This is a genomic window from Thalassoglobus sp., from assembly GCF_048270125.1.
Classification (GTDB): Bacteria; Planctomycetota; Planctomycetia; order Planctomycetales; family Planctomycetaceae; genus Thalassoglobus.
Genome location: NZ_JBLWTN010000017.1, coordinates 50,274 through 73,316, shown reverse-complemented (window position 1 = coordinate 73,316; position 23,043 = coordinate 50,274). Strand labels below are relative to the sequence as shown.

13 protein-coding genes are annotated in these 23,043 nt (G+C 50.5%); 10 read left to right on the top strand and 3 right to left on the bottom strand.

The window, feature by feature from the left end; all coding sequences use genetic code 11:
• Positions 1-228: 228 nt before the first annotated feature.
• The 4 genes from ACN0YR_RS17230 (at position 229) to ACN0YR_RS17215 (ending at position 9,340) form a co-directional block, all read left to right on the top strand.
• A complete protein-coding gene (locus tag ACN0YR_RS17230; RefSeq protein WP_417850474.1) occupies positions 229-1,164 on the top strand; it encodes a LysR family transcriptional regulator in 936 nt (311 codons plus the stop codon).
• 264 nt (positions 1,165-1,428) lie between these two features.
• Positions 1,429-6,024, top strand: coding sequence for a glutamate synthase large subunit (gene gltB, locus ACN0YR_RS17225; RefSeq protein ID WP_417850473.1), 4,596 nt, complete (start codon positions 1,429-1,431; stop codon positions 6,022-6,024).
• 138 nt (positions 6,025-6,162) lie between these two features.
• Complete coding sequence (locus ACN0YR_RS17220; RefSeq protein ID WP_417850472.1) at positions 6,163-7,680, top strand: glutamate synthase subunit beta; 1,518 nt, start codon at positions 6,163-6,165, stop codon at positions 7,678-7,680.
• Between the two features lie 118 nt (positions 7,681-7,798).
• Positions 7,799-9,340 (top strand): sulfatase, encoded by a 1,542-nt coding sequence (locus tag ACN0YR_RS17215; protein WP_417850471.1) that lies wholly within the window; start codon positions 7,799-7,801, stop codon positions 9,338-9,340.
• Positions 9,341-9,455: 115 nt separating this feature from the next.
• Here the strand turns inward: ACN0YR_RS17215 and ACN0YR_RS17210 are convergent, their stop codons facing one another.
• On the bottom strand, positions 9,456-10,856 hold the full coding sequence (locus ACN0YR_RS17210) for an HD domain-containing protein (RefSeq protein WP_417850470.1): 1,401 nt from the start codon (positions 10,854-10,856) through the stop codon (positions 9,456-9,458).
• 208 nt (positions 10,857-11,064) lie between these two features.
• Between ACN0YR_RS17210 and ACN0YR_RS17205 the strand changes: the two genes are divergently transcribed.
• The 5 genes from ACN0YR_RS17205 (at position 11,065) to ACN0YR_RS17185 (ending at position 17,266) form a co-directional block, all read left to right on the top strand.
• On the top strand, positions 11,065-12,063 hold the full coding sequence (locus ACN0YR_RS17205) for an ROK family protein (protein ID WP_417850469.1): 999 nt from the start codon (positions 11,065-11,067) through the stop codon (positions 12,061-12,063).
• A complete protein-coding gene (locus ACN0YR_RS17200) occupies positions 12,063-12,617 on the top strand; it encodes an RNA polymerase sigma factor (RefSeq protein ID WP_417850468.1) in 555 nt (184 codons plus the stop codon). Before ACN0YR_RS17205 ends, ACN0YR_RS17200 begins: the two co-directional genes overlap by 1 nt.
• Positions 12,618-12,801: 184 nt before the next feature.
• Positions 12,802-14,559 (top strand): hypothetical protein, encoded by a 1,758-nt coding sequence (locus tag ACN0YR_RS17195; RefSeq protein WP_417850467.1) that lies wholly within the window; start codon positions 12,802-12,804, stop codon positions 14,557-14,559.
• Between the two features lie 44 nt (positions 14,560-14,603).
• A complete protein-coding gene (locus ACN0YR_RS17190) occupies positions 14,604-15,959 on the top strand; it encodes a DUF1800 domain-containing protein (RefSeq protein ID WP_417850466.1) in 1,356 nt (451 codons plus the stop codon).
• 86 nt (positions 15,960-16,045) lie between these two features.
• Positions 16,046-17,266 (top strand): DUF1501 domain-containing protein, encoded by a 1,221-nt coding sequence (locus ACN0YR_RS17185; protein ID WP_417850465.1) that lies wholly within the window; start codon positions 16,046-16,048, stop codon positions 17,264-17,266.
• Between the two features lie 223 nt (positions 17,267-17,489).
• On the opposite strand, the gene ACN0YR_RS17180 is transcribed toward ACN0YR_RS17185, so the two are convergent.
• Positions 17,490-19,160, bottom strand: coding sequence for an NADPH-dependent assimilatory sulfite reductase hemoprotein subunit (locus ACN0YR_RS17180; protein ID WP_417850464.1), 1,671 nt, complete (start codon positions 19,158-19,160; stop codon positions 17,490-17,492).
• A gap of 587 nt (positions 19,161-19,747) precedes the next feature.
• Between ACN0YR_RS17180 and ACN0YR_RS17175 the strand changes: the two genes are divergently transcribed.
• Complete coding sequence (locus tag ACN0YR_RS17175) at positions 19,748-20,794, top strand: M42 family metallopeptidase (RefSeq protein WP_417850463.1); 1,047 nt, start codon at positions 19,748-19,750, stop codon at positions 20,792-20,794.
• 213 nt (positions 20,795-21,007) lie between these two features.
• On the opposite strand, the gene argS is transcribed toward ACN0YR_RS17175, so the two are convergent.
• A complete protein-coding gene (gene argS / locus ACN0YR_RS17170) occupies positions 21,008-22,984 on the bottom strand; it encodes an arginine--tRNA ligase (protein WP_417850462.1) in 1,977 nt (658 codons plus the stop codon).
• Between the last annotated feature and the right edge of the window lie 59 nt (positions 22,985-23,043).

The window sequence follows — 23,043 nt, the reverse complement described above, 5'->3', positions numbered from 1 at the left end:
TGTCTCTACGCCCTCGCCATGGCAGCGGGGATTCCGCTTAAGACGCCATAGACTGCTCAATGCGAAGTTTGTTGCGAAAACCAATCATCGGCTTACTCGTAAAAAAACTAATTTCTTGAGTAAGTCGTGAAAAGTGACACCTTGACTGTCGACTCTTGGCTCTGTATTCTATGCGCCCAGCTTATCCCAAGCTGGTTATTCCATTTGCAATCACTTATCGTCTGAACTGTGAACTTACGAAACACTGAAATTTTCTGTGATATCGTGACCCACGGCAGCTTCTCAAAGGCCGCCGTGGCGAGGCAGGTTTCGCAACCTGCGATCAGTCAAGCGTTGCAGCAACTGGAGGAACACCTTGGAGTTGACCTGATTGACAGGTCTCAAAGACCGATTCAGTTGACCTCCGCGGGTGAAATTTACTTCAAACGCTGCCAAAAGTGGTTGCGGGACTATCAGGACATTGAAGACAGCGTCCAGAAATATAGTGGGCGATTGTCGGGACGTGTTCGTGTGGCATCGATCTATTCTGTCGGGTTGTTGCAGATGTCCGACTACGTGAGTCGCTTCCGGAGCGAGTTTCCTGAAGTTGATCTTACCTTGGGCTACGCTCAACCTGATGACGTGTACAGTAAAGTCCTACGAGACGAAATCGATTTAGGGATCGTCTCGTTTCCGAGGGATGGTGGAGAAGTTGGCTGTATTCCCTGGCAGGATCAGGAGATGGTTCTGGCTGTTGGGAACACCAACAAACTGGCAGATCTCGACTCGATTCCGATCGCCGGACTGGCCGGTCAAAACCTCGTTGCTTTCTCGAACGACTTGATGATTCGTCGTAAAACAGAGAAACTGCTCAAAAAGTCAAACGTCAATGTGAATGTCGTTCATGAGTTCGACAATCTTGAGACAGTAAAGCGAGCTGTCGAGATCGATTTAGGAGTGGCCATTCTGCCACTTGCGACCCTGCGAAGAGAAATGGAATTTCAGACACTGAAAGCGATTCCATTTTTGGATTGTGATTTTGTTCGCCCACTCGGGATTGTTCATAAACGTCACAAACATTTGTCTCGTGCTGCGGAAAAGTTTGTAGAGATTCTTCTCGAAGACTTACCGCCCGACGAGGCCATTTCCAAAACAGCGCCTGCCATCAGCAGTGCGATGTCATAGTTTCCAGTTATTGCGACCCTGAACTGGCACAACGAAGTGCTTGACGATCTCATCGGGAAACTTCCCTGACGAGTAAGCGTCCGAAGGACCGGACCGGGTGTACTCTTTTTGAGAGTCCGCAAAAAAAAGAAACACGACAATGAGCGTCCGCATTCAGTGTGGTCACGACGAGCAAACCTCATCGTAGAGAATATTATTGCGTAGAAACGATTTATTGTGAGACCGTCAGACTTTGTCGGTTTCGAACAGAAGGAATTGAAAACGATGGCAACAGATCTCCCCCGCGGACTCACTCGCTTCCCTGAAGCTCAGGGATTGTACGATCCAGACAACGAACACGATTCGTGTGGCGTCGGATTTGTCGCGCATATCAAAGGGGAGCCGTCGCATCAGATCATTCTGGACGCTGATCGAATTTTACGCCACATGACTCACCGGGGCGCCTGCGGTTGCGAAGAGAACACTGGCGACGGAGCAGGAATGCTGGTCGGGTTGCCGCACAAATTTATTCGCAAAGTCGCCAAACAAGAATTGGGAATCGAACTCCCTGAACCGGGCAAATACGGAGCCGGTATCTTCTTTCTACCGAAGGACGACGCTGCACGTGCTGAATTCAAACAAACCGTCGAAGGGTTGATCGCAGAGCAAGGTCAAAAACTTCTGGGATGGCGCGATGTTCCTCAACGGCCTGAGCTCGCCAATATTGGACCATCAGCAATCGAAGCTGAACCTTACATGGAAATGCTGCTCGTTGGAGCTGCGGAAGGGATCGATCAGGAAACGCTTGAGCGGCAGCTGTTTATCATCCGGAAAATGGCAAGCCACCGCATTCGTGAATCGAGCCACCCGCATGCCCTTGAGTTCTATTCGTGTACGCTCTCGACGAAGGTCATCGTCTATAAAGGGATGCTGACTCCCGATCAAATGCTCCGGTACTTTGAAGACCTCTCGGATGAAGATTTCGAATCGCATCTGGCAATGGTTCACAGCCGATTCAGCACCAATACGTTTCCTTCCTGGGATCGCGCGCAGCCGTTGCGGTTCATGGCCCACAATGGCGAAATCAATACAGTCAAGGGAAACAGTAACTGGATGTTCGCTCGTCAGGGAGCGATGACATCGAAAGAATTCGGCAACGATTTGAAGAAGCTTTTCCCAGTGATTGAAAAGCATTGCAGCGACTCCGGTAACTTCGACAACGCAATGGAATTCCTGTATCAATCAGGTCGATCGCTGCAAGAAGTGGCCATGATGATGATTCCAGAAGCATGGCAAAATCATCACGAGATGAGCGAAGAGAAGCACGCCTTCTACGAGTATTTCTCGACGATTCAAGAACCCTGGGACGGACCTGCGAGTGTCTCGTTTACGGATGGTCATTTCATTGGGGCGTGTCTCGACCGGAATGGTCTCCGTCCAAGCCGATACTACGTCACCCATGACGACAGAGTCATCATGGCGAGTGAGGTCGGTGTGTTGGACATCGAACCGGACAACGTGAAGAGCAAAGGTCGTTTGCAGCCAGGCAAGATGTTTCTCGTCGACTTCGAGCAAGGTCGCCTGATTCCCGACGAAGAGCTCAAGCACGATGTAGCCAGTCGACGTCCTTACGGAAAATGGATTCAGAAGCAACGGGTCGAACTGAGTGAACTTGTCGACGAGTGGCAAAGACTGGATGGTGAACGAGAGCGCGTCTCCAAAGATCTCTTGCTAAAGCAAATGCAGTCGTTCGGTTACACGACCGAAACGATGCAGTTCATGCTGCTTCCGATGCTCAATCAGCGGAAAGATCCCATCTACTCGATGGGCGATGATACTTCGCTGGCATGTTTGTCGGATCAGCCACGTCTGCTTTACGATTACTTCAAGCAACTCTTTGCACAGGTCACCAATCCGCCGATCGATTCGATTCGCGAAGAAGTGATTATGTCGCTGGAATGCTACATCGGTCCTGAAGGAAACCTTCTCGACACGACGGAAGAGCAAGCACACCGCTTGCGAGTCCCGCATCCGATCCTGACTGACAAAGAAACCGCAGCGATCAAATCCTTGGATGGCTATCGTGGTTGGAAGTCTCGCACGATCGATACGACCTGGGAGAAATCAGAAGGAACATCTGGGCTGCTCCCTGCGATTCAGAGGATTTGCCGCGAAGTCGAAGACGCAATCGCAGCCGGAGACGATTTGGTCGTGCTCTCGGATCGTGGATGCAGTCCGACGAGAGTCCCGATCAGCTCGCTGCTGGTCACAGGAGCGGTTCACCATCACCTGGTTCGCAAAGAACTTCGTACTCGAATTGGTCTGGTCATCGAATCTGGCGAAGCTCGTGAAGTGCATCACTTCTGCCTGCTGACAGGTTATGGAGCTGATGCCATCAATCCCTATTTGGCTTTCGAGGCCATCCAGGATGCCAAGGATCACGGTCACCTCAAGGACAACTACGACGAAAAGAAAATCGTCCGCACCTACCGAAGAGCTGTGTACAAAGGGATGCTCAAAGTGATGGGCAAAATGGGCATCTCGACGTTGGCGTCCTACAAAGGTGCACAGATCTTCGAAGCGTTAGGACTCGATGAAGAAGTCATCAACCTTTGCTTCCGTGGAACAGCAAGTCGCATCAAGGGCGTGAATTTCGAGATTCTCGCTGAAGAACATCTTCGCCGTCATGAACTCGGATTCCCGACTCGTGATGAAAGCAAACAACTGCCGGTTCTTCCAAACATGGGACTCGTCAACTGGCGACACGGTGGCGAGCAACATGCCTGGAACCCGCTTTCGATTGCAGAAATCCAACAAGCTGCCCGTGCTGGAGATTCTGATGCCTACATGCGGTTTGCATCACTGATTGATGAAAGCGACAAACGGCAGGGGACGTTGCGTGGCCTGCTACGATTCAAGCCCGGGACTCCGGTTCCGATCGAAGAAGTCGAGCCTGCCAGTGAAATTGTAAAACGATTCTGTAGTGGAGCAATGAGCTACGGATCGATTTCTGCTGAAGCTCATGAGACGATGGCAATTGCCATGAATCGGCTCCATGCTAAAAGCAACACTGGTGAAGGAGGCGAAGACGAAGCCCGCTTCACTCCGATGCCCAACGGAGATAGTAAACGGTCCGCGATTAAACAGGTCGCCTCTGGACGGTTTGGTGTCACCTCATGGTATTTAACCAATGCCGACGAACTCCAGATTAAAGTCGCTCAAGGTGCCAAGCCTGGAGAAGGGGGAGAACTCCCGGGATTCAAAGTCGATAAAATTATCGCTGCGACGCGGAACTCCACGCCCGGTGTTGGACTCATCAGTCCACCACCACATCACGACATCTATTCGATCGAAGATTTGGCACAGCTGATCTTCGACCTGAAAAACTCAAATCCTTCGGCACGCGTCAGCGTGAAGCTGGTTTCTGAAGTGGGTGTCGGAACAATTGCAGCGGGTGTTGCCAAAGGCCATGCCGATAAAATTTTGATCTCTGGTGACGGTGGCGGCACAGGAGCCTCACCACTCACATCGATTAAACATGCCGGACTTCCCTGGGAGCTCGGAATTGCCGAGACGCACCAAACGCTCGTCATGAACGACTTGCGAAGCCGAGTCGTGCTGGAAACCGACGGCCAAATAAAAACTGGTCGCGACGTGGCGATTGCCTGCTTGCTCGGAGCTGAAGAGTTTGGTCTCGCAACTGCTCCTCTCATTACGCTGGGTTGCGTGATGATGCGGAAGTGCCATCTCAATACGTGCCCAGTCGGAGTGGCAACACAAGATCCGGAACTGCGAGCCAAGTTCTCCGGTCAGCCTGATCATGTCGTGAACTATCTCTTCATGGTTGCAGAGCACTGCCGCGAAGTGATGGCAGAGCTTGGCTTCCGAACGATCAATGAAATGGTCGGTCGTGCCGATATGCTCGAAGTTAACCCAGAGATTGACCACTGGAAAGCGAAGCATCTGGACCTGTCGTTGATCCTGACCAAGGTTCAAAGTCCATACAAAAACGCAGGCACGCACTGTCAACGGACACAAAATCATGGACTCGAAGAAACTCTCGACCAGTCCATGCTGATTCCGAAATGCCTCGAAGCAATTAAGAAAGGTGAGAAGATTCACCTCGATGTCGACATTCAAAACATCGATCGTGCCTTCGCAACTTCACTCAGCCATGAAGTTTCCAAGCACTGGAAATCCAAAGGATTGCCAGAGGACACAATCCATATCACCTGTCGCGGTTCAGCGGGGCAATCTGTTGCAGCCTGGGCGACACGTGGTGTCACTGTTGAAGTCATCGGTGATGGAAACGACTACTGCGGCAAAGGCCTTTCTGGTGGAAAGTTAATCGTCTATCCGCCAAAAGAGAGCACTTTCAAAGCCGAAGAGAACATCCTCATCGGAAACGTCGCAATGTATGGAGCGACTTCAGGAGAAGCCTACTTCCGAGGTATCGCTGCTGAGCGGTTCTGTGTGCGGAACTCTGGCGCAACGGCTGTTGTTGAAGGAGTTGGCGACCATGGTTGCGAATACATGACCGGTGGACGTGCCATCATTCTTGGTGAAACCGGGCGAAACTTTGCAGCTGGGATGTCCGGCGGAATTGCCTACGTTTACGACCCTCAAAACCGGCTGCTCGGAAACTGTAATCTTGAACTCGTCGATCTTGAGAAGGTCGAAGATCCGAATGAGATCGCAGAGCTCAAAGAGACCATCAAGAAGCACCAGAACTACACCGGCTCGACGCGGGCAGCTGAAATTCTCGACAACTGGGATACCAGCCTCGGGCAGATCGTACGTGTCATGCCACGCGACTACAAAAGTGCTTTGGAAGAAATGAACAACGCACAAAAGTCTGCCAACCAGGCGACAGCGAATTAATTCACCCGAACGAAATTTGAACAAGGGATGTCAGTTCATTGCATGACTGCGATTCCAGAAATCATGTTTGCGTTTCTCAATGTCCCACAGCAGATACAAATTCAATTGAAATCAACACGCGCTTAGTAAAGAGAACCTATGGGTAAGCCTACCGGATTCAAAGAATACGCTCGTCAAACTTCCGTAGAACGACCTGCTAAAGAGAGAATCAAAGACTGGAAAGAGTTTTCCAATCCGCTTGATTTGCAGATCCTGAAACAACAGGGTGCTCGCTGTATGGATTGTGGGATTCCGTTCTGCCATACCGGTGACATGATTGCCGGGATGGCTGCAGGATGCCCGCTGCACAACTTGATTCCTGAGTGGAACGATCTGGTCTACCACAACGACTGGAAAGAGGCTTTGGATCGGTTGCATAAGACGAACAACTTTCCAGAATTCACTGGGCGAGTCTGTCCGGCTCCCTGCGAAGGTTCATGTACCCTCGGAATCAACGAGCCACCAGTCGCAATCAAAACAATCGAACGAAGTATTATCGATCGTGGCTTCGAAGAAGATTGGATTAAGCCGAATCCACCTTCTCGCCGTACTGGAAAGAAGGTCGCCATCGTCGGTTCCGGACCAGCAGGGCTTGCAGCGGCTGCCCAACTGAACAGTGCCGGCCACCTCTGCACCGTTTATGAACGGTCCGACCGCATTGGCGGCTTGCTCATGTACGGGATTCCGAACATGAAGCTGGAGAAGTGGATTATCGAACGACGAATTGATCTTCTCAGGAAAGAGGGCGTCAATTTTGTTGTTGAAACTGAAATCGGAAAAGATCTTCATTCAAAAGAGTTGATGGACCAGTTCGACGCCGTCATTCTCGCAACGGGATCAACAGTACCGAACGATTTCTTTGCAAAAACACCTGGGCGCGAATTGAAAGGAATTCACTTCGCGATGGAGTTCTTGCACAAAAACACTAAAAGCTTGCTCGACTCTGACCTCACTGATGGAAATTACATCTCGGCGAAAGACAAAAATGTCGTCGTCATCGGTGGCGGTGATACAGGGAATGATTGTCTGGGAACGAGTTTGCGTCATGGCTGCAAAAGCCTCGTAAACTTTGAGATCGTTCCACAATCGCCCAACGAACGTGCCTCAAACAACCCTTGGCCTCAATGGCCGAAAATTTTCAGAACCGATTACGGGCATGCAGAAGCTGCTGCAACCTTTGATTACTCTCAGGACGCAAACAAGACTCTTCACGATGATCCTCGCGAGTATGCGATTCAATCAGCGGAATTCATCGGAGATGAAAACGGAAACCTGAAAGCGATCCGCACACAACAAGTCGACTGGTCCGACCCCTCTTCCGGGGGACCATTTAGTGTGGTCGATGGATCTGAAAAAGAGTGGCCTGCAGACCTTTGCTTCCTGGCTCTCGGCTTCCGCGGTCCAGAGCAGGTCATTGCAGAGCAACTTGGCATCAAGACCGACATACGAAGTAACTATGAAGCAGAGTACGGGAAGTACCAGACGAGTATCGAAGGTGTTTTCGCTGCGGGTGATTGCCGACGCGGACAAAGCCTGATCGTCTGGGCCATCAACGAAGGCCGTGAAGCGGCCAGAGAGTGCGATAAATATCTCATGGGTATTACAAACTTACCGTGACCTCGCACACGTTGGCACCGCTGAGAGAGGATTAGTTTCACGGTTCACTTAAAGTGAGTCGTGATAACCGATAGCATTCGATCAGAAAGTCCATACTTTTTTCTGGTCGGTGCTTGTCATGAAATTCTGCATTCCTCTCCCGCTGCTGTTGTTGACTTGTTCTCTTCTCCCGGTGTGTGACGCTGCTGAAGATGATCCGCCCAATGTGATCCTCATTTTCGCTGATGATCTCGGTTACGGAGATGTGGGCTGCTTTTCGGAGGAGTCACCATTCAAGACACCAAACTTGGACCAAATGGCCGCCGAGGGAGCGAAGCTCACCAGCTTCAATGTTCCGACTCCGTATTGTGCCCCATCACGCGGAACAATTTTGACGGGCCGTTACCCATTTCGGCATACTGTTGTTCGCAATCCAGCTCCTGATGCGGGAGTCAATAATTTTGGTCTCCCACAATCAGAAGTGACCATTGCGGAACTTCTCAAAGAGAAAGGCTATGCGACGGCCGCCTACGGGAAGTGGCACCTCGGTCATCAGGAAGAATGGCTTCCCCGTAAACAGGGCTTCGACGAGTATCTCGGAATTCTCTACTCGAACGACATGTTCCCGGTGCAACTTGTTCACAACGAAAAGGTCGTCGAATACCCCGTGGTGCAAGCGACACTCACGCAGCGATACACCACGAAAGCAATTGACTTCATCAAGAAGAATCAAAAGCGACCGTTCTTTTTGTACCTGCCACATGCGATGCCGCATAAGCCGTTGGCTGTTTCTGACAACTTCTACACTCCGGAAACTCGTAACAATTTGTATGCGGATGTGATTTCTGAATTAGACGCCGAAGTTGGGCGGTTGATGTCAGCGATCAAAGAACTTGGAATTGACGAGAAGACACTTGTCATCTTCACTTCGGATAATGGTCCCTGGTTCGGAGGATCGACCGGTGGCTTACGAGGAATGAAGTCGAGAACCTGGGAAGGAGGGCTCCGTGTCCCGATGATTGCCCGCATGCCCGGGACGATCCCCAGGGGTGTCAGCAATGATGCACCGACGGCGAGCATCGACGTTCTGCCTACAATCATGTCTCTCACTCAAACAGAGCTCCCGGCAGACCTCAAGATCGATGGCAAAAACATTCTTCCACTCTTGCAGGAATCTAAAGCAAAAAGTCCTCACGATGCGATCTATGGGATGCAGGGTGTGAACCTGGCGACGATTCGCTCAGGGAAGTGGAAGCTGCATGTCCGAAATCCGGGGCGAGTGCTGTTCAGTCATCTCACGCAACAACAGCTTGAAAACTATATCGATCCTCGCGGTCCCGATGGTGTCATACTGCTTGCTCCGTACGAGCAGTCTCCGCCATCAGATCATCCGGGACTCACGACCGGAGATGCCCCAAAAACGATGATGCTCTTTGACCTTGAGCAAGATCCTGGGGAACAGCACGACGTCGCCGCTGCGAACCCGCAGGTCGTCACGGAGCTGACTCAGAAGTTTCGAGCGATGGAAAAGGAGGTCCCAGACTTTCCTGCCCCGAAAAATGATTACCTGTTTCGAGCCCCGAAGAAGGGGGAGCCACGCCGGCTCATGCGGCTGATCGGAGGGGAACTTGAGTACGATCGAATCCCTGCAACTCAACAGCATCTGCTGAAAAAGGAATGACGTCCCAAGCTCATTTCGGGCGGGTGAAGCCACCAGCATTCAGACCAAACGCCGGCCCCAGCGCAGCAGACAGTCAAACTTTCATTTTGAAAACACTCTGCATGCGGTCGGACGATTACATATTCGTCTTCGCATCCATGGCATCTCCAAGAACTGAATTCAATGCCTTGTTGAGTACGGGATCGTAGTCGTGGGACTGACAGTAAATCCGGAAGATTAAAAAACTGATCGGCAACGCGCGAAACAAATCATCATCGTTGAGTTCTTGCGAGGTTTTTTGTCCCGGATCATAAAGGTAGTTCTGTCCACCTGCGGGGAGACGTCCACTGGGACGGTGGTAATGTTTCGCAACATCAATCTTCAACGGTACATCACGGAGATCTTTGGGTAATCGTTCACGAACACGACGCAGCACGAGATCCGGTTCGGAAAAAATTGTCATCCTCTCTCCTACGGCGCTATGAAAATTTAAGGTCCGCTCGACTGCCATTTTCCAGCCAACCTTGCGAGAAAGAATCGCCTCCCAGGTTTTTCCGAGTTTCAGAATTTCAGGATCATCCGATTTTGCCCAGCGTTTGACATCAACTAAAAACGACGATTCTGTGAAATTCAGATAGTCCTCAAGGTGCTCGATCGGATTTCCTTTGAACAAGTGCTTCATCGTTTGAGGGAAAATTTCCTCAATCGCAATGTCGAGCGCGCGAACAGTGCGGTGGAAGTACACCATTCGAAACAGGTTGGCGCGGGTTTCGATGAAGTGAATCAAGGAAGACAATCCTCGGGCATGAACCGTGAGACCGTCTTTTGAAAAGAAGCTGTAATGTATCAGTCGTGATAAATCGAAGGCCTTGGTATTGAACCCGGTCATGTAAGCATCGCGAAGCACGAAGTCCATGTTGTCGACGGTATAAATCCCGGAGAAAAGTGATCGTAGCTTTATGAGCCATTCAGGATGTCCTTCGGCCTCAGAGTCTTTAGGGCGGCGGATCAACCAGGAGACTTGCTTCGGATCAAGCTCTTCCAATGGTTGTAACCTTCCACTCGGATTGCGACGAATGCCTCGCAATAAATCACCAAGCTCCTGTTCAATAATCACTCCCCCAATATCTTCATGCGTGACATCGAACTGATCGAGGTAATGATCATCAAAGAAATGCCCGAATGGTCCATGTCCGACATCGTGCAGCAAGGCTGCCATACGGACAAGGCTTTCGACATACGCTTTCGAGGGCGTCGACGGGCAAACTTCCTGCAGCGACTCATACCACTCGGAAATCACGCGTGATGCCAGGTGCATTGCTCCCAAAACATGCTGAAAACGCATATGCTCCGCGGAAGGAAAGACCCACCAGGCAGTTTGCAGTTGATGGATGTGACGCATCCGCTGAACCCAGGGATGGTCGATCACTTCCTGTTCAGAAGTTTCCTCGGTCGGCAAGCCCGAGCGAGAAATAAATGGAATGTACCCATGAATGGGATCGTGAACGAGACTCTCTGAAGTAAAATCGCGAGGCATAAATCTCTCCTGGGGATATCTGCCTGCATCGTAGTAGTTCTGGCAGAATCCTCCTACCGAAAATATCAATTCGCGTCATTCGGAATATTGCAGAGTCCTGCAAAGCGATGAATCTCTATGAATGCGAATTGTGAATCATTAGAAGGAACCTATATACTCTCAAATACGTGCAATTCGGATGTAACGCCATTCCTCAAGGGCATTCATAGTGAGCGACGAAAAGTATTTTCTTGGAGTAGACATTGGCGGAACCAGCATCAAGGTCGGTGTTGTTTCAGCTGAAGGCCAAACGATTGCGAAGCTACAAGCCCCTTCAGTAAAAGAAGGGACCCGCGAAGAAGGTCTGTCCAGTCTTTATGTGACGATGGAGAATGTCGTCAAAAAGAGCGAAGTTGGCTGGGACCGCATCGACGGAATTGGAGTCGCAGCGCCGGGGACGATGGATATTCACACTGGTGTTGTATTTCATCCGTTCAATTTGCCTGGCTGGGAAAATCTCCCTTTGCGTGATCTCGTTTCCGAACGCTTCAATAAGCCAACAGTCCTGCACAACGATGCCAACGCAGCAGCGTATGGAGAGTGCTGGCAAGGAGCTGCCAAAGATTCAGACAGCTTGATGCTGTGGACCTTAGGGACCGGAATTGGTGGCGGGATTGTCATCAATCGCAAGATCGTCACCGGAGCACATTCACATGCCGGAGAGTGTGGGCACATGATCATTCAGGCAGAGGGAGGCCCTTACTCCGAGCACGGTATTCACGGATCACTCGAATTGTTCGCGGGAGCGAAAGCGCTGGTCCGTCGCTGCAAAGCAGCCCTGGCATCCGGAGCTCGGAGTATCATTGCTCAGGAGATTGCCAAAGGAGAAGAATTAACGCCGTTGCTCATCGCAAATTGTGCCAACGCTGATGACGATCTGGCGAATCGCCTGATCATGGAAACAGGGCGGTATCTTGCCTTGGGAACAATTAACATCATGCACTCGATTAACCCCGACATGATCCTCATTGGTGGGGCCATGACGTTCGGAAAAAATGAAACAGCACTCGGCCGCCGATTTCTGGAGAACATCCGTGTCGAAGTTCGGAAACATACTTTCCCGATTCCAGCAGAAAAAACTCGAATTGAGTATGCAGCTTTAGGGAAAGATGCCGGATTCATCGGTGCGGCAGGTTGTATTCTTGCTCATCTTGAGAAGGGAGCATAATGCTCTCTGATGTCGACATCATGATCCGCGTACAGGCTGGCGAAACCAGCTTGTTCACGGAATTGGTACAACGATATCAGAAGAAGCTTCTTCGCTTCGCCAGCAGCAAGCTTGTGAACCGGAGTGACGCGGAAGACCTGGTTCAAGAGGCATTTCTAGCTGCTTTTCATTCCCGGCATTCGTACTCGCCAGCCTTCGAATTCAGTACCTGGATTTGGACCATCACACTTAATCTGGCTCGTCGAGCGAATCTGAAATCGTCTCGAACGACCCAGCGCGAACGAGATTTTTCCAAGCTCAGAGCAACGGCAAATGGACCGGAGCAGCCTTTTCATTCACTCATAGAGGCCGAGCAATCAGAGACTCTTGACCGTTGGCTCTCCACGATTCCAGAACCGCAGGGAGATGCAATTCGCTTAAAATATTTTGGCGAACTGAAGTATTCAGAGATCGCTCTGGCAATGGATTGCAGCGAATCCGGAGCAAAGCGGCGCGTGAAATTGGGGCTCCTCAAGCTGGCTGATCTCGCAAATTTAGAGTCGAACGATTCCTGATTGAGTCCCACTCTCGCCGGTTGAATCCCAGACGAGTTAAGCAAAACCTGCTCTGTAAAGCTGCCAGATCGAAACTGGCCTCGAACGAAAATTTTGAAGATTCTGCTTTTCCTGACACCGCATTCTTTTCAGACGGGTAATTGAAGTAGGCTCCATTGATCCTTTTTCTTAGCAGAAGCGTATCATGCCATTCAAAATTCTGTTCTCGCTCGTCTTTCCCTTGATCGCCTTGAACTCCTGTTCATCATTGCAGGCTGCAGAAAGAGCTGAGGAACTCTTACCCGCTTCAACTGTCTTCTTCGCCGAAATTCACGATCCCTCGGCGGCAGTCGAAGGCTTTCTCGAACATTCGTATTTCGCCAATCTGCAAAAACTCGACGCCTTCAAGGAACTCGCAAAGAGTCCGCAATATCTTCAAGGAATCACGGGGCTGCGGTTCGTGGAGTTTCAAATTGGCATGAGCTGGCAGAACGCTGTGAAAACACTTTCTGCTGGCGGAGTATCGTTAGCCTTCGATCCCAAAACGGAAGGTGTTGCCGTCATCTTTAAAGGAGAAGATCCAGAGAAATTGAGGGACCTGCGAGACAAGGTGGTTGAGCTCGCCCGGAAAGATGCGGAAAACAAAGGGAACGAAGATCCCTATCAAGTCAAAGATTACCGTGGGATTCAAGTCTACACGACAAAGGATGGAGGCTTCTTAACGTACGAGAATTGGTTGATTGCGGGCAATAAGGGGGAACTTGGAAAATCGATCATCGATGCATTACTCGATGGACCGACGGAGACGTTGGCCACGAATGTGAACTTCAAAAAAGCGAAAAAGGATGTAGGAGCGGGAAATCTTGGATGGGCATTCATTGACCTGGACCCGTTGCGAGCCGCTCCAAGTAAAGATCTCCAAAAGCTGTTTTCTGGAAAAGCAGAGAACCCGGCAGGTGAGTTGTTACTGGGTGGTGTGATGGAGTCACTCAAAACTGCATCGCACCTTTCAGCCGCGATTCATGCACAAGGAAATCGATTGGCACTGAATGTTCAACTCCCATACGAGTCGGCCGAAACCCCGGAACTGCGTGAATATTATTTTGGACCAGCAGGGACAGGAAGAGCGAAGCCGATTCTGGAAGTCCCGAACATGCTCTTTGGACTGTCAACATACCGGAACGTTTCCGAGATGTGGTTGCGAGGCGGAGATCTGTTCAACGAACAGGTCAACGATGGTCTCGCTCAGGCAGACAGTAATCTGTCGACGTTCTTCTCAGGGAAAGATTTTGGACAGGACATCCTGGGAGCCCTCTCTCCAAACATGCAGATTCTCGCGATACGCCAATCCTATTCAGAAGAGGCTCCCATCCCTGCAATCAAGATTCCGGCATTCGCACTCCTGGCAGAAATGAAAGATCCTCAAACAACTACGCGTGAATTCCGCAGAATCTACCAGAGCTTCATCGGGTTCTTTAATGTCGTGGGTGCCATGAACGGACAGCCGCAGTTGGAGCTCGATTTTGAATCTTTGGATCAGGGCGAACTCATCTCGGCAACGCCGATTCCCGAACTCGGTGAAGAGACAAACAAACAGGCAAAGATCAACTTTAACTTCTCGCCAACTGTGGGCTTCTCTGGTGAGCGACTTGTGATCGCTTCATCGAAAGACCTTGCCCGTCGTCTTGCCATAGCGAAGCAGCCCGAGGGGACAAGTGTCGCCTCAACGAAGACCAACACCGAGATGGTCATTAATGCCGAGCAATTACAACTCACTTTGGACGACAATCGCAGCCACCTGATAGCACAGAACATTTTGAAGGAAGGGTCTACTCGCGAAGAGGCCACTCAGAAGATTGGACTCTTTCTGGAATTCCTGAAGCTGTTCGAACAAGCCGATCTGCAATTGTCGACGCGCGATTCAATACTGGATCTCGAAATTGGTGTTCAATTGAAAGAGTAGTTTGGTATCGACCGCATGTTTCTTTCGAGAAGGAGATCAACCAGATGTTCAAAATTGACCCAACCTGGGCATGGTCCACATTCGAGCCGAACTCTTCGGACTGGACGCGACGCCGAGCAGCTCACTTGTTTCGCCGGGCAGGTTTTGCCGCCTCATCTTCGCAACTCGACCAAGCGATTGAGAAAAAGCCTGCGGAGTTAGTTCAATCGTTGGTTCATCAGCGAAGTGAAACTGAGGAGTATCAATCTGAAATTGAATCTCTCGCAGCTTCGATTCTGGCAAGTGCAGACGTCAAAAATCTTCCAGCCTGGTGGGTGTATCGATTCTTGACAACTAGCGATCAGCTCCGTGAGAAAACAACTCTTTTCTGGCATGGACACTTCGCCACCAGTGGAGAGAAAGTGACTGAAGCGAAGCTGATGTACGAGCAAAACCAGATGCTGCGTGAGCATGCACTGGGGGACTTCTCAAAGATGGTCCATGAAATAGCTCGTGACCCAGCGATGTTGATCTACCTTGATTCAGCGACCAATCGAAAAGCACATCCGAATGAAAACTTTGCCCGAGAGTTAATGGAACTCTTCTGCCTGGGGGAAGGGCAATACACCGAAAACGATATTCGCGAACTCGCCCGCTGCTTCACTGGATGGGAGATTCGCAACAATAAATATCGCTTCAATCGATATCAACACGATTCTGGCGAGAAAACGTTTCTCGGAAAGAAAGGCCGCTTCGACGGTGAAGATGGTGTTGAAATTGTGCTTCAAGAAACCTCGGGGCCACACTTTGTCATCCGAAAGTTGATCAACTTCTTTGTCTTTGATGAACCGCAACCACCACATGAGTTGATCGCCCCACTGGCAAAACAGTTCGAAGAAAATGATCATCAAATTGGTCCGGTAATTGAAACAATCCTGTCGAGTAATCTCTTCTTTTCCGAGCATTCAATCGGAAAGAAACTACGTTCACCGGTGGAATTCTCCGTCGGTTTCCTGAGAGCCCTGCAAGGCTCAACAGACCTCTATTCACTCACAGCGGGATTCAATGAACTGGGACAGACTCCATTCTTTCCACCGAATGTGAAAGGCTGGGACGGCGGGCGGACCTGGATCAACTCTTCAACACTGCTCGCAAGGGCGAACTTGATCCGGTCTCTTCTCGATCGCAAAGAAACACGTTTTGCAAGGGGGAGTCTCGAAGACTTCTTGCGTCAGAATGATGCAGACTCACCAGAACAGATCGTCGACTTTTGGGAAGAGTTGCTGATGGCGGTTGAGCTTCCGGGCGACGTCAAACAGCAAGTTGCCGACATGATTGAAATGGGCCAAGGAAATCGCGAACAGAGACTCCGTGACGCGTTGCACCTGTTTTGCACACTTCCGGAATTCCAATTGGGTTAGCTCATTCGCTCCGAAACTTTCGAGCGGAGGGGGACACCGGAGATCAGTTCAACATCAAGAGAGCAATCATGCTCAGGAGAACAACCATGCCACTGACACGTCGACAATTTGTTGCATTGACTGCTCCTGCAATGATGGCGTTTGGATCGGCCTCTCCTCGATTTCTCGCTCATGCTGCCGAGAAATCGAAACAAACGGGAGATGAAAAGATCCTCGTTGTCGTTCAAATGTCGGGAGGAAACGATGGCTTAAATACCGTTGTTCCATTTAACAACGATGAGTATTTCAAAGCCCGTCCGAAACTTGCGATCCCCAAAAGCGATGTCTCCAAAATCAACGACGAACTTGGATTTCATCCAGCTGCGAAGGGACTGAGCGACTTACTTGAGCAAGACCGGCTTGCGATCGTCCAAGGAGTTGGATATCCGAATCCGAACTTGTCTCACTTTGAATCGATGGATATCTGGCATACGTGCTTACGAAAGTCGGATCAACGTCCGGACGGCTGGTTGGGCCGGGCTATCGATTCGATCCAGGTCAACGAACCTCTCGATATCCCCGCGCTGCACTTTGGAAATCGTAAGCAACCTTTTGCTTTGGCATCGCTTCAGCATCGCGTCCCCTCAGTCAAGTCGCTGGAGCAATTTCGACTCGAACTCAAGCAGCGGGAATCACTCAGCGAAATTCGCAACAGCGTGAACGCACAACGTTCTCAGTCAAGCTCGTTGTTGGACTTCGTACAGACCAGCACCGACACAGCAATCGATGTCAGCGAGAGACTAAAAGACGTCACCAAAAACTATCAAACGGACGTCACGTATCCGGAATCACCACTTGGAGCTCAGTTGAAAACGGTTGCACAGTTGATCGACGCGGACCTTGCAACACGGGTGTACTATGTGGAAATCGACGGATTTGATACGCACTCCCAACAAGCAGAAGCACACGCGAGCCTGCTCCGTCAAGTTGGTGATTCTCTGTCAGCGTTCATTGCTGATGTGAATCAACATGGACATGGAGATCGTGTGCTGGCTTTGTGCTTCAGCGAATTCGGGCGACGTGTCGCTGAGAATGCCAGTGCCGGAACCGACCACGGCCGCGCCGCTCCGTTGTTCCTCGCTGGGAACAGGGTGAAATCTGGACTCATTGGAAAGATGCCCAGCCTGGAGAAACTTGAAGAAGGTGACCTCAAATTTCATACCGACTTTCGTGAAGTCTATGCTGGCATTTTAGAAAACTGGCTCGGAACACCATCCGGCGAGATTCTCCACGAGAGCTATCGCCCCGTCAATTTTCTGAAGGCGTAAAGAAATCCGTCGACTCTGCGAAATGACTTCGATTTTTTTCCTACCGGAAATTTCGTCTTGCTCGTTCTCGGCAGCCTACAACTCTGCAGTTCGCACGTACTTTTTTGCGAACGCAAGACAATCGTTCTCTCAGTAAAAAGAGCAAAATCCGCGAGGGCGTACGCGCGCACAATTTCAGAAACCCGCTATCCACAGGTAAACAAAAACGGTGTAGCGATTTGCTCTATTCCGCAGTGAGTGCTTCAAGGCCTATTCGGTGACAGTAATCTCCGAAGGCTTCGTTCTCGTTTCTTTCAGATTTATATCGAGCGAAAACTGGCGAGAGCGTGCTCACAATCTCTTCTTGCGGGACCATGTCTGCATAGATGAATCCGATGCGCATCCCTTGAGCGTTGCCACCTAAGTAGATGGTGTACTTACCGCGAGCTTTCCCAACCAGACCAACGTCTGGAGTGTATGGCCGAGCGCATCCATTAGGGCAACCGGTCATATGAACAGTGACCCGTTCATCGCTCAACCCATATTCTTTCAGAAGTGCGTCAAATTCATCCATCACGCCTGGCATGATCCGTTCGGATTCGGTCACCGCGAGTCCGCACGTTGGTAGTGCCGGGCAAGAGATCGAGTATCGTCGAGACAGGCTCAACTCATCTGCAAGTGCAATTCCATGCTCTTTCAAAATCGATTCGATGTCTGCTTTGTCAGCAGGATCGATATCACAAAGAATCATTCCCTGAAGAGCAGTCAGACGCGTATCCATGCCATACTTGTTGAGCAGGACTCGGATTGCGGTCTTCAAGCGAAAATCGCCCTCATCTTTGACGCGTCCATTCTCGACATTGATTCCCAGGAACAGCTTGCCGTCCCCCTGTTCATGCCAACCCATATGGTCATCCGCATCGGTCACATCTGTCGGGTGGGGTTCCGGGAGTGAAGCACCGTAATACTCTTCAACTTTGGCTTTGAATTTTTCTAAGCCCCAATTGTGAATCAGGTATTTCATACGTGCAAATTTGCGATCGACACGATCTCCAAAGTCGCGTTGGACTTTGACGATGGCTTCACAAACTTCCACGATTTGCTCAGTTGTGGCGAATGTCAGCCTCTTTCCAACTGCGGGGAAAGTTTCTTTTTTGGCCGGCGTCATCCCCTGGCCGCCACCCACTAAAACGTTGTAGCCGATAATCTTGCCTTCTTCGACAATCGTCATCAGGCCCAAATCCTGAGTGTAGATGTCGACGCAATTATCCTCTGGAAGCGCAATTCCGAATTTAAACTTTCGTGGCAGATAAGTCTTTCCGTATATCGGCTCGACAAAATTCACTTCGGCGACTTTGGTTTTTTCACCATCTTCGTCTGTCAACCAGGTTTCTGAGTAGGCTGAACTTTTCGGTGCGAAGTGCATCGCCAGTTTCTTGGCCAGTGCCTGCATTTCATCGTGGATGGGACTGTTGTGAAACGGTGCCGGGCAACACATAAAGTTTCGGCAAACATCCCCACAAGCAGAAAGCGTGGAGAGCTTGCTCTCGTTGATTCCGCGAATCGTCGATTTGAGATCCCCTTTGACGACTCCGTGAAGCTGAAATCCCTGACGGTCGGTGATCCGCACCGTCTGGTTGCCATACTTGTCACTCAGGTCGAGTTCCGCCAGAAACTGAGCTGCCGTGACCCTTCCACCTGGAATTCGGCTGCGCACCATGAAACTGTACGACTTCGAACCGCCTTTTCGTTCGTCGCGGTTATCCTGCTGATACGTTCCATGGAATTTCAGTAATTGGAAGTTGTCGCTTGAAACCTGGGGGGCGTCGCTTAGCAAATCCTCTTTGATGGACCCTCGCAAATACTGGCTGTCCCCTTTGATTCCTTCCACCTTGCTGAGCTTTTTGTCAGCCATTCTTCACTCCAAACTACTGGTTCATTAATGGTGAATTGACATCCAGAAAATTCGATGAGCAGTCCAACAAGCTTTTGAAAGACATCGATTGATGTGTCAATTCGAGTTCAACAGGATACGGCGCGCTATTTGTATTGAGAGCGCAGCGACACTGTCTCCTCTGAACAAAGATTAGCAGGTGAACAATCAAAGTGTCGAGACCTGCCTTTTTCTGAGAATATCAGCTGTTGTTGATGATATTTCATTCGTTCCTGTGAGAATGGACAGCTCAACCAACCTGAATGTTCAGTGAAACTTAAATTTCTCAGAGCCCAAATTTCAAAACTGAGCGGAGCCCATCAAAACAAAATTTGAGAAAGTTAGCATACCAACCAGTGAATCTTGATCCGAACAGTTAAATTGGCCTCCACAAGTCCAGAGCTCTCGGAATGGCGACGAACTGGGTTCGCCTCCACGTTTCTTGCCACCAGACCGAATGAACGGCTTGATTCATTTCGCTGGCAAGAACTAGAGTGATACTCGAGCACGTATCAGGCGCGGCTCAAGAATTCATCTCCTCAGCTTTGATCGGTTCAGAAAGAAACACCATGGAACTGCTGGAAACACTCACACAAACTCCATCTGTCCCCGGCCGCGAAGAGCGGATTCGAAAAATCATCGAGGATTATGTGACCGAGAAAGGGCTCTTCGATGAAATTCGGACTGATCCGATGGGATCGCTAATCTGCCTCCGCAAATCGCGTCCGCAGGATGGGAAGGCGATCGAGAAGCCACTCAAGGTCATGCTGGCTGCCCACATGGACCAGATTGGTTTTCTGGTTTCACACGTCGGTGATGATGGTTTTTTGCGCGTGAATCCGGTCGGTGGATTCGATCGGCGAAACCTGTTTGCTCGCCGAGTCAAAGTTTGCACATCCTCTGAAGACCTGCGAGGAGTGATGAACCCCGGTGGCCGTCCGATTCATATTGCCTCAGACGATGAGAAGAACAAAATCCCGGAAATCAACGAGTTCTTTATCGATCTCAGCCTCGATCCGGAAGTTGTTAAGCAGAAAGTCAAAATCGGTGACATGGTCGTTCTGGAAGGTCCATTCTCCGAAGTTGGTGACTCCGTTGTTTCTCAATGTCTCGACAATCGTATTGGCTGCTGGGCTGTGATTCGAGCAATTGAAAAATTGAAACATCACGACTGCGAAATTCACGCCGTCTGGACAGTTCAGGAAGAAGTCGGATTGCGAGGAGCGATCCCGGCATCATTTGAAGTCGCCCCTGACATCGGTCTTTCATGCGACACAACCCTTTGTTGCAAAATTCCGGGAGTCCCAGAAGAACAACGCGTGACGGTCCCCGGTGATGGAATCTGCCTGAAGATCATGGACTCCTCAACGATTGCCGATCTCAAACTCCTTGAACAAATTGAAGCGATCGCCGAGAAAAACAACATCCCCTGTCAACGAGGCGTCCTTCCGCGAGGCGGACAAGATGGAGCCGCCATTCAGCGTTCCCGCTCAGGTGTCCGCGTGGCAGTCTTTGCCTGCCCGGTGAAGTACATTCATACCGTCACCGAAATGTCGCACAAAACCGACCTGATGGCGTACCCGAATCTGCTCGCAGCCTACTTGGAACAGCTGTGATGCTCTCCTGATATTCAGACGCAGTATTTGAGAAAACCGTCTCGAATGTTTCTGGTGCTGAATTTCATAAGCACTGCGTTGATGCAGAATGGTGTTGATGCAGAATGGTACTGTGTGTGGAGGCTTTCCAGGCGGGAACGCCTCCACCAGCCATCACTCAAAAACGCCAGTTTGAGCGAGGATCGATCAACCGCGAACGCTGCGATGACAAACCTACATTTTTTCGCAGACTTCGATTCCGAGTAGCTCCAGTCCCTGCTTGATCACGCGACCAGCAAGGTCGATGAGCTTGAGACGGCTGTGCTTTGTGGTTTCGGTGTCCGCTTTCAGGACCGAGCATTTCCCGTAGAACGTTGTCAATTCGCCAGCCATTTCGAAGAGATATTGCGTGAGCAAATTCGGTCGACACTCGCTGCCGACACTCTCTAACGCTTCACCGAACCGGCACAACTTCAAAGCTAGCGATCGTTCTGCCGGATCATCGAGATGAATATTGAAACTCGATGCTCGCAGTTCGTTGAGATCAATTCCGCCGCGACGAAAGATCCCGTGAATTCGAGCGTAGGCGTACTGCATATAAGTTGCGGTATCGCCGGTGTTTGCCAGCATTTTATCCCAGTCAAAGACATAATCGCTTTCGCGATTGTGATGCAGGTCGGCATATTTAATGCCGCCGATTCCAACGATTTCGGCAATCGCAGTGCGTGTTTCTTCATCGAGTTCAGGAGCCGGGTTCCCGTCGGCATCCGTTTTTGAATCATCATTGCTGGCGACAACTTCTCGCGCCTTGCGAACCGATTCATCCAACAGGCTTTCTAAGCCAACGTTGTCACCCGATCGCGTTTTGAACGGTCGACGATCTTCCCCCATGACGGTTCCGAAACTGACGTGCTGAAGGTCAATCTTTGTGTCCAACCACAGATCGACCGTTTGCATCAGCAATTTGAAGTGCTCACTTTGTCGGGCATCAACGACATACAAAACGACCTCCGCGCCGAGTTCCTCTACACGGTATTTCACCGTCGCCAGATCGGTTGTTGCATATGTAAACGCTCCATCAGCTTTCTGCACAATAAACGGAGCTGCGTTCCCTTCGATGAAGACGCACTTGGCACCATCGCTCTCTTGTGCCAGACCTTTTGCTTCCAGATCGGCCACAACGTCTGCGAGCATCGGGTTGTAATAACTCTCGCCGAGAGTTTTATCGAAGTGAACATTCAAACGGTCATAGACCGATTGCAGAGCAGCCAGACATTGAGGAAGAAATTCATCCCACAGCTTCTGATTCTCCGGGTCTCCCCCGTGCAACTTCGCTGTCTCTTCGCGAGCGAGTCTCGCAATGTCGGGGTGAGCATCCGCAAGCTGTTTGAGGTTCCCGTCCGACTCGATTTCTACCACCCGTGAGTTCAATTCTTTGAGTGACTCGCGGGCTGCGACGAGTTCGTTTCTCTGTTTTTTAAGTGCTTTTTTCTGTTTCTTGTCACTCGGATCTGCACTCGCTTCCGCCGACTCGAGCGCACCTGCGAGCGTCTCAATTCGTTGTTCTTCCTGAGGAATTTTTGAAACCGCAGCGTGATAATCACTGAGGGTGTTGACCAGTCGATAAAGTCGGGCCAACTCGCCGACGGCGTCCGCTTGATAGGCCGCCTCGTCAACAAAATGTTTATACCCGTAGATGATCATCCCGAACTGGGTTCCCCAGTCGCCGATATGGTTGTCGCTGACGACGGAATGTCCCAGAAATCGAAATGTTCGCTGCAGGGCATCTCCGATGACGGAACTTCGCAGATGTCCGACATGCATCGGTTTCGCGACATTTGGTGAAGAGAAGTCGATGACGTACTTCCTTGGAGTTTTCACTTCCGCAACGCCGAGGCGTTCATCCTTGAAGGCTCTGTTTGTGAGTGACTCGACAACTTCGTCTTTAAGTCGCAGGTTGATAAACCCCGGACCGGCGATTTCTGGCGGTTCGCACAGGTCCGAAACATCCAGCTTCTCGACGAGACTGGCTGCCAGCTCACGCGGATTAACTCCATTTTTCTTTGCGAGCGGCATCGCACAATTGGCTTGAAAATCGCCAAAACGAGCGTCTTGGGACACCTTCACCATCTCAGCGAATGGTTGAGGGTTTTCCGTAAAGTCTTCAAGAGCTGGAAGAAATCGAGCTTGGAGTTCGTGCAGAATGTTCATGTTCGGTGGTCGCAGCCAGCGAAGAGATCAGCTCTCAATGCGAATTGACCTGAGGCCGC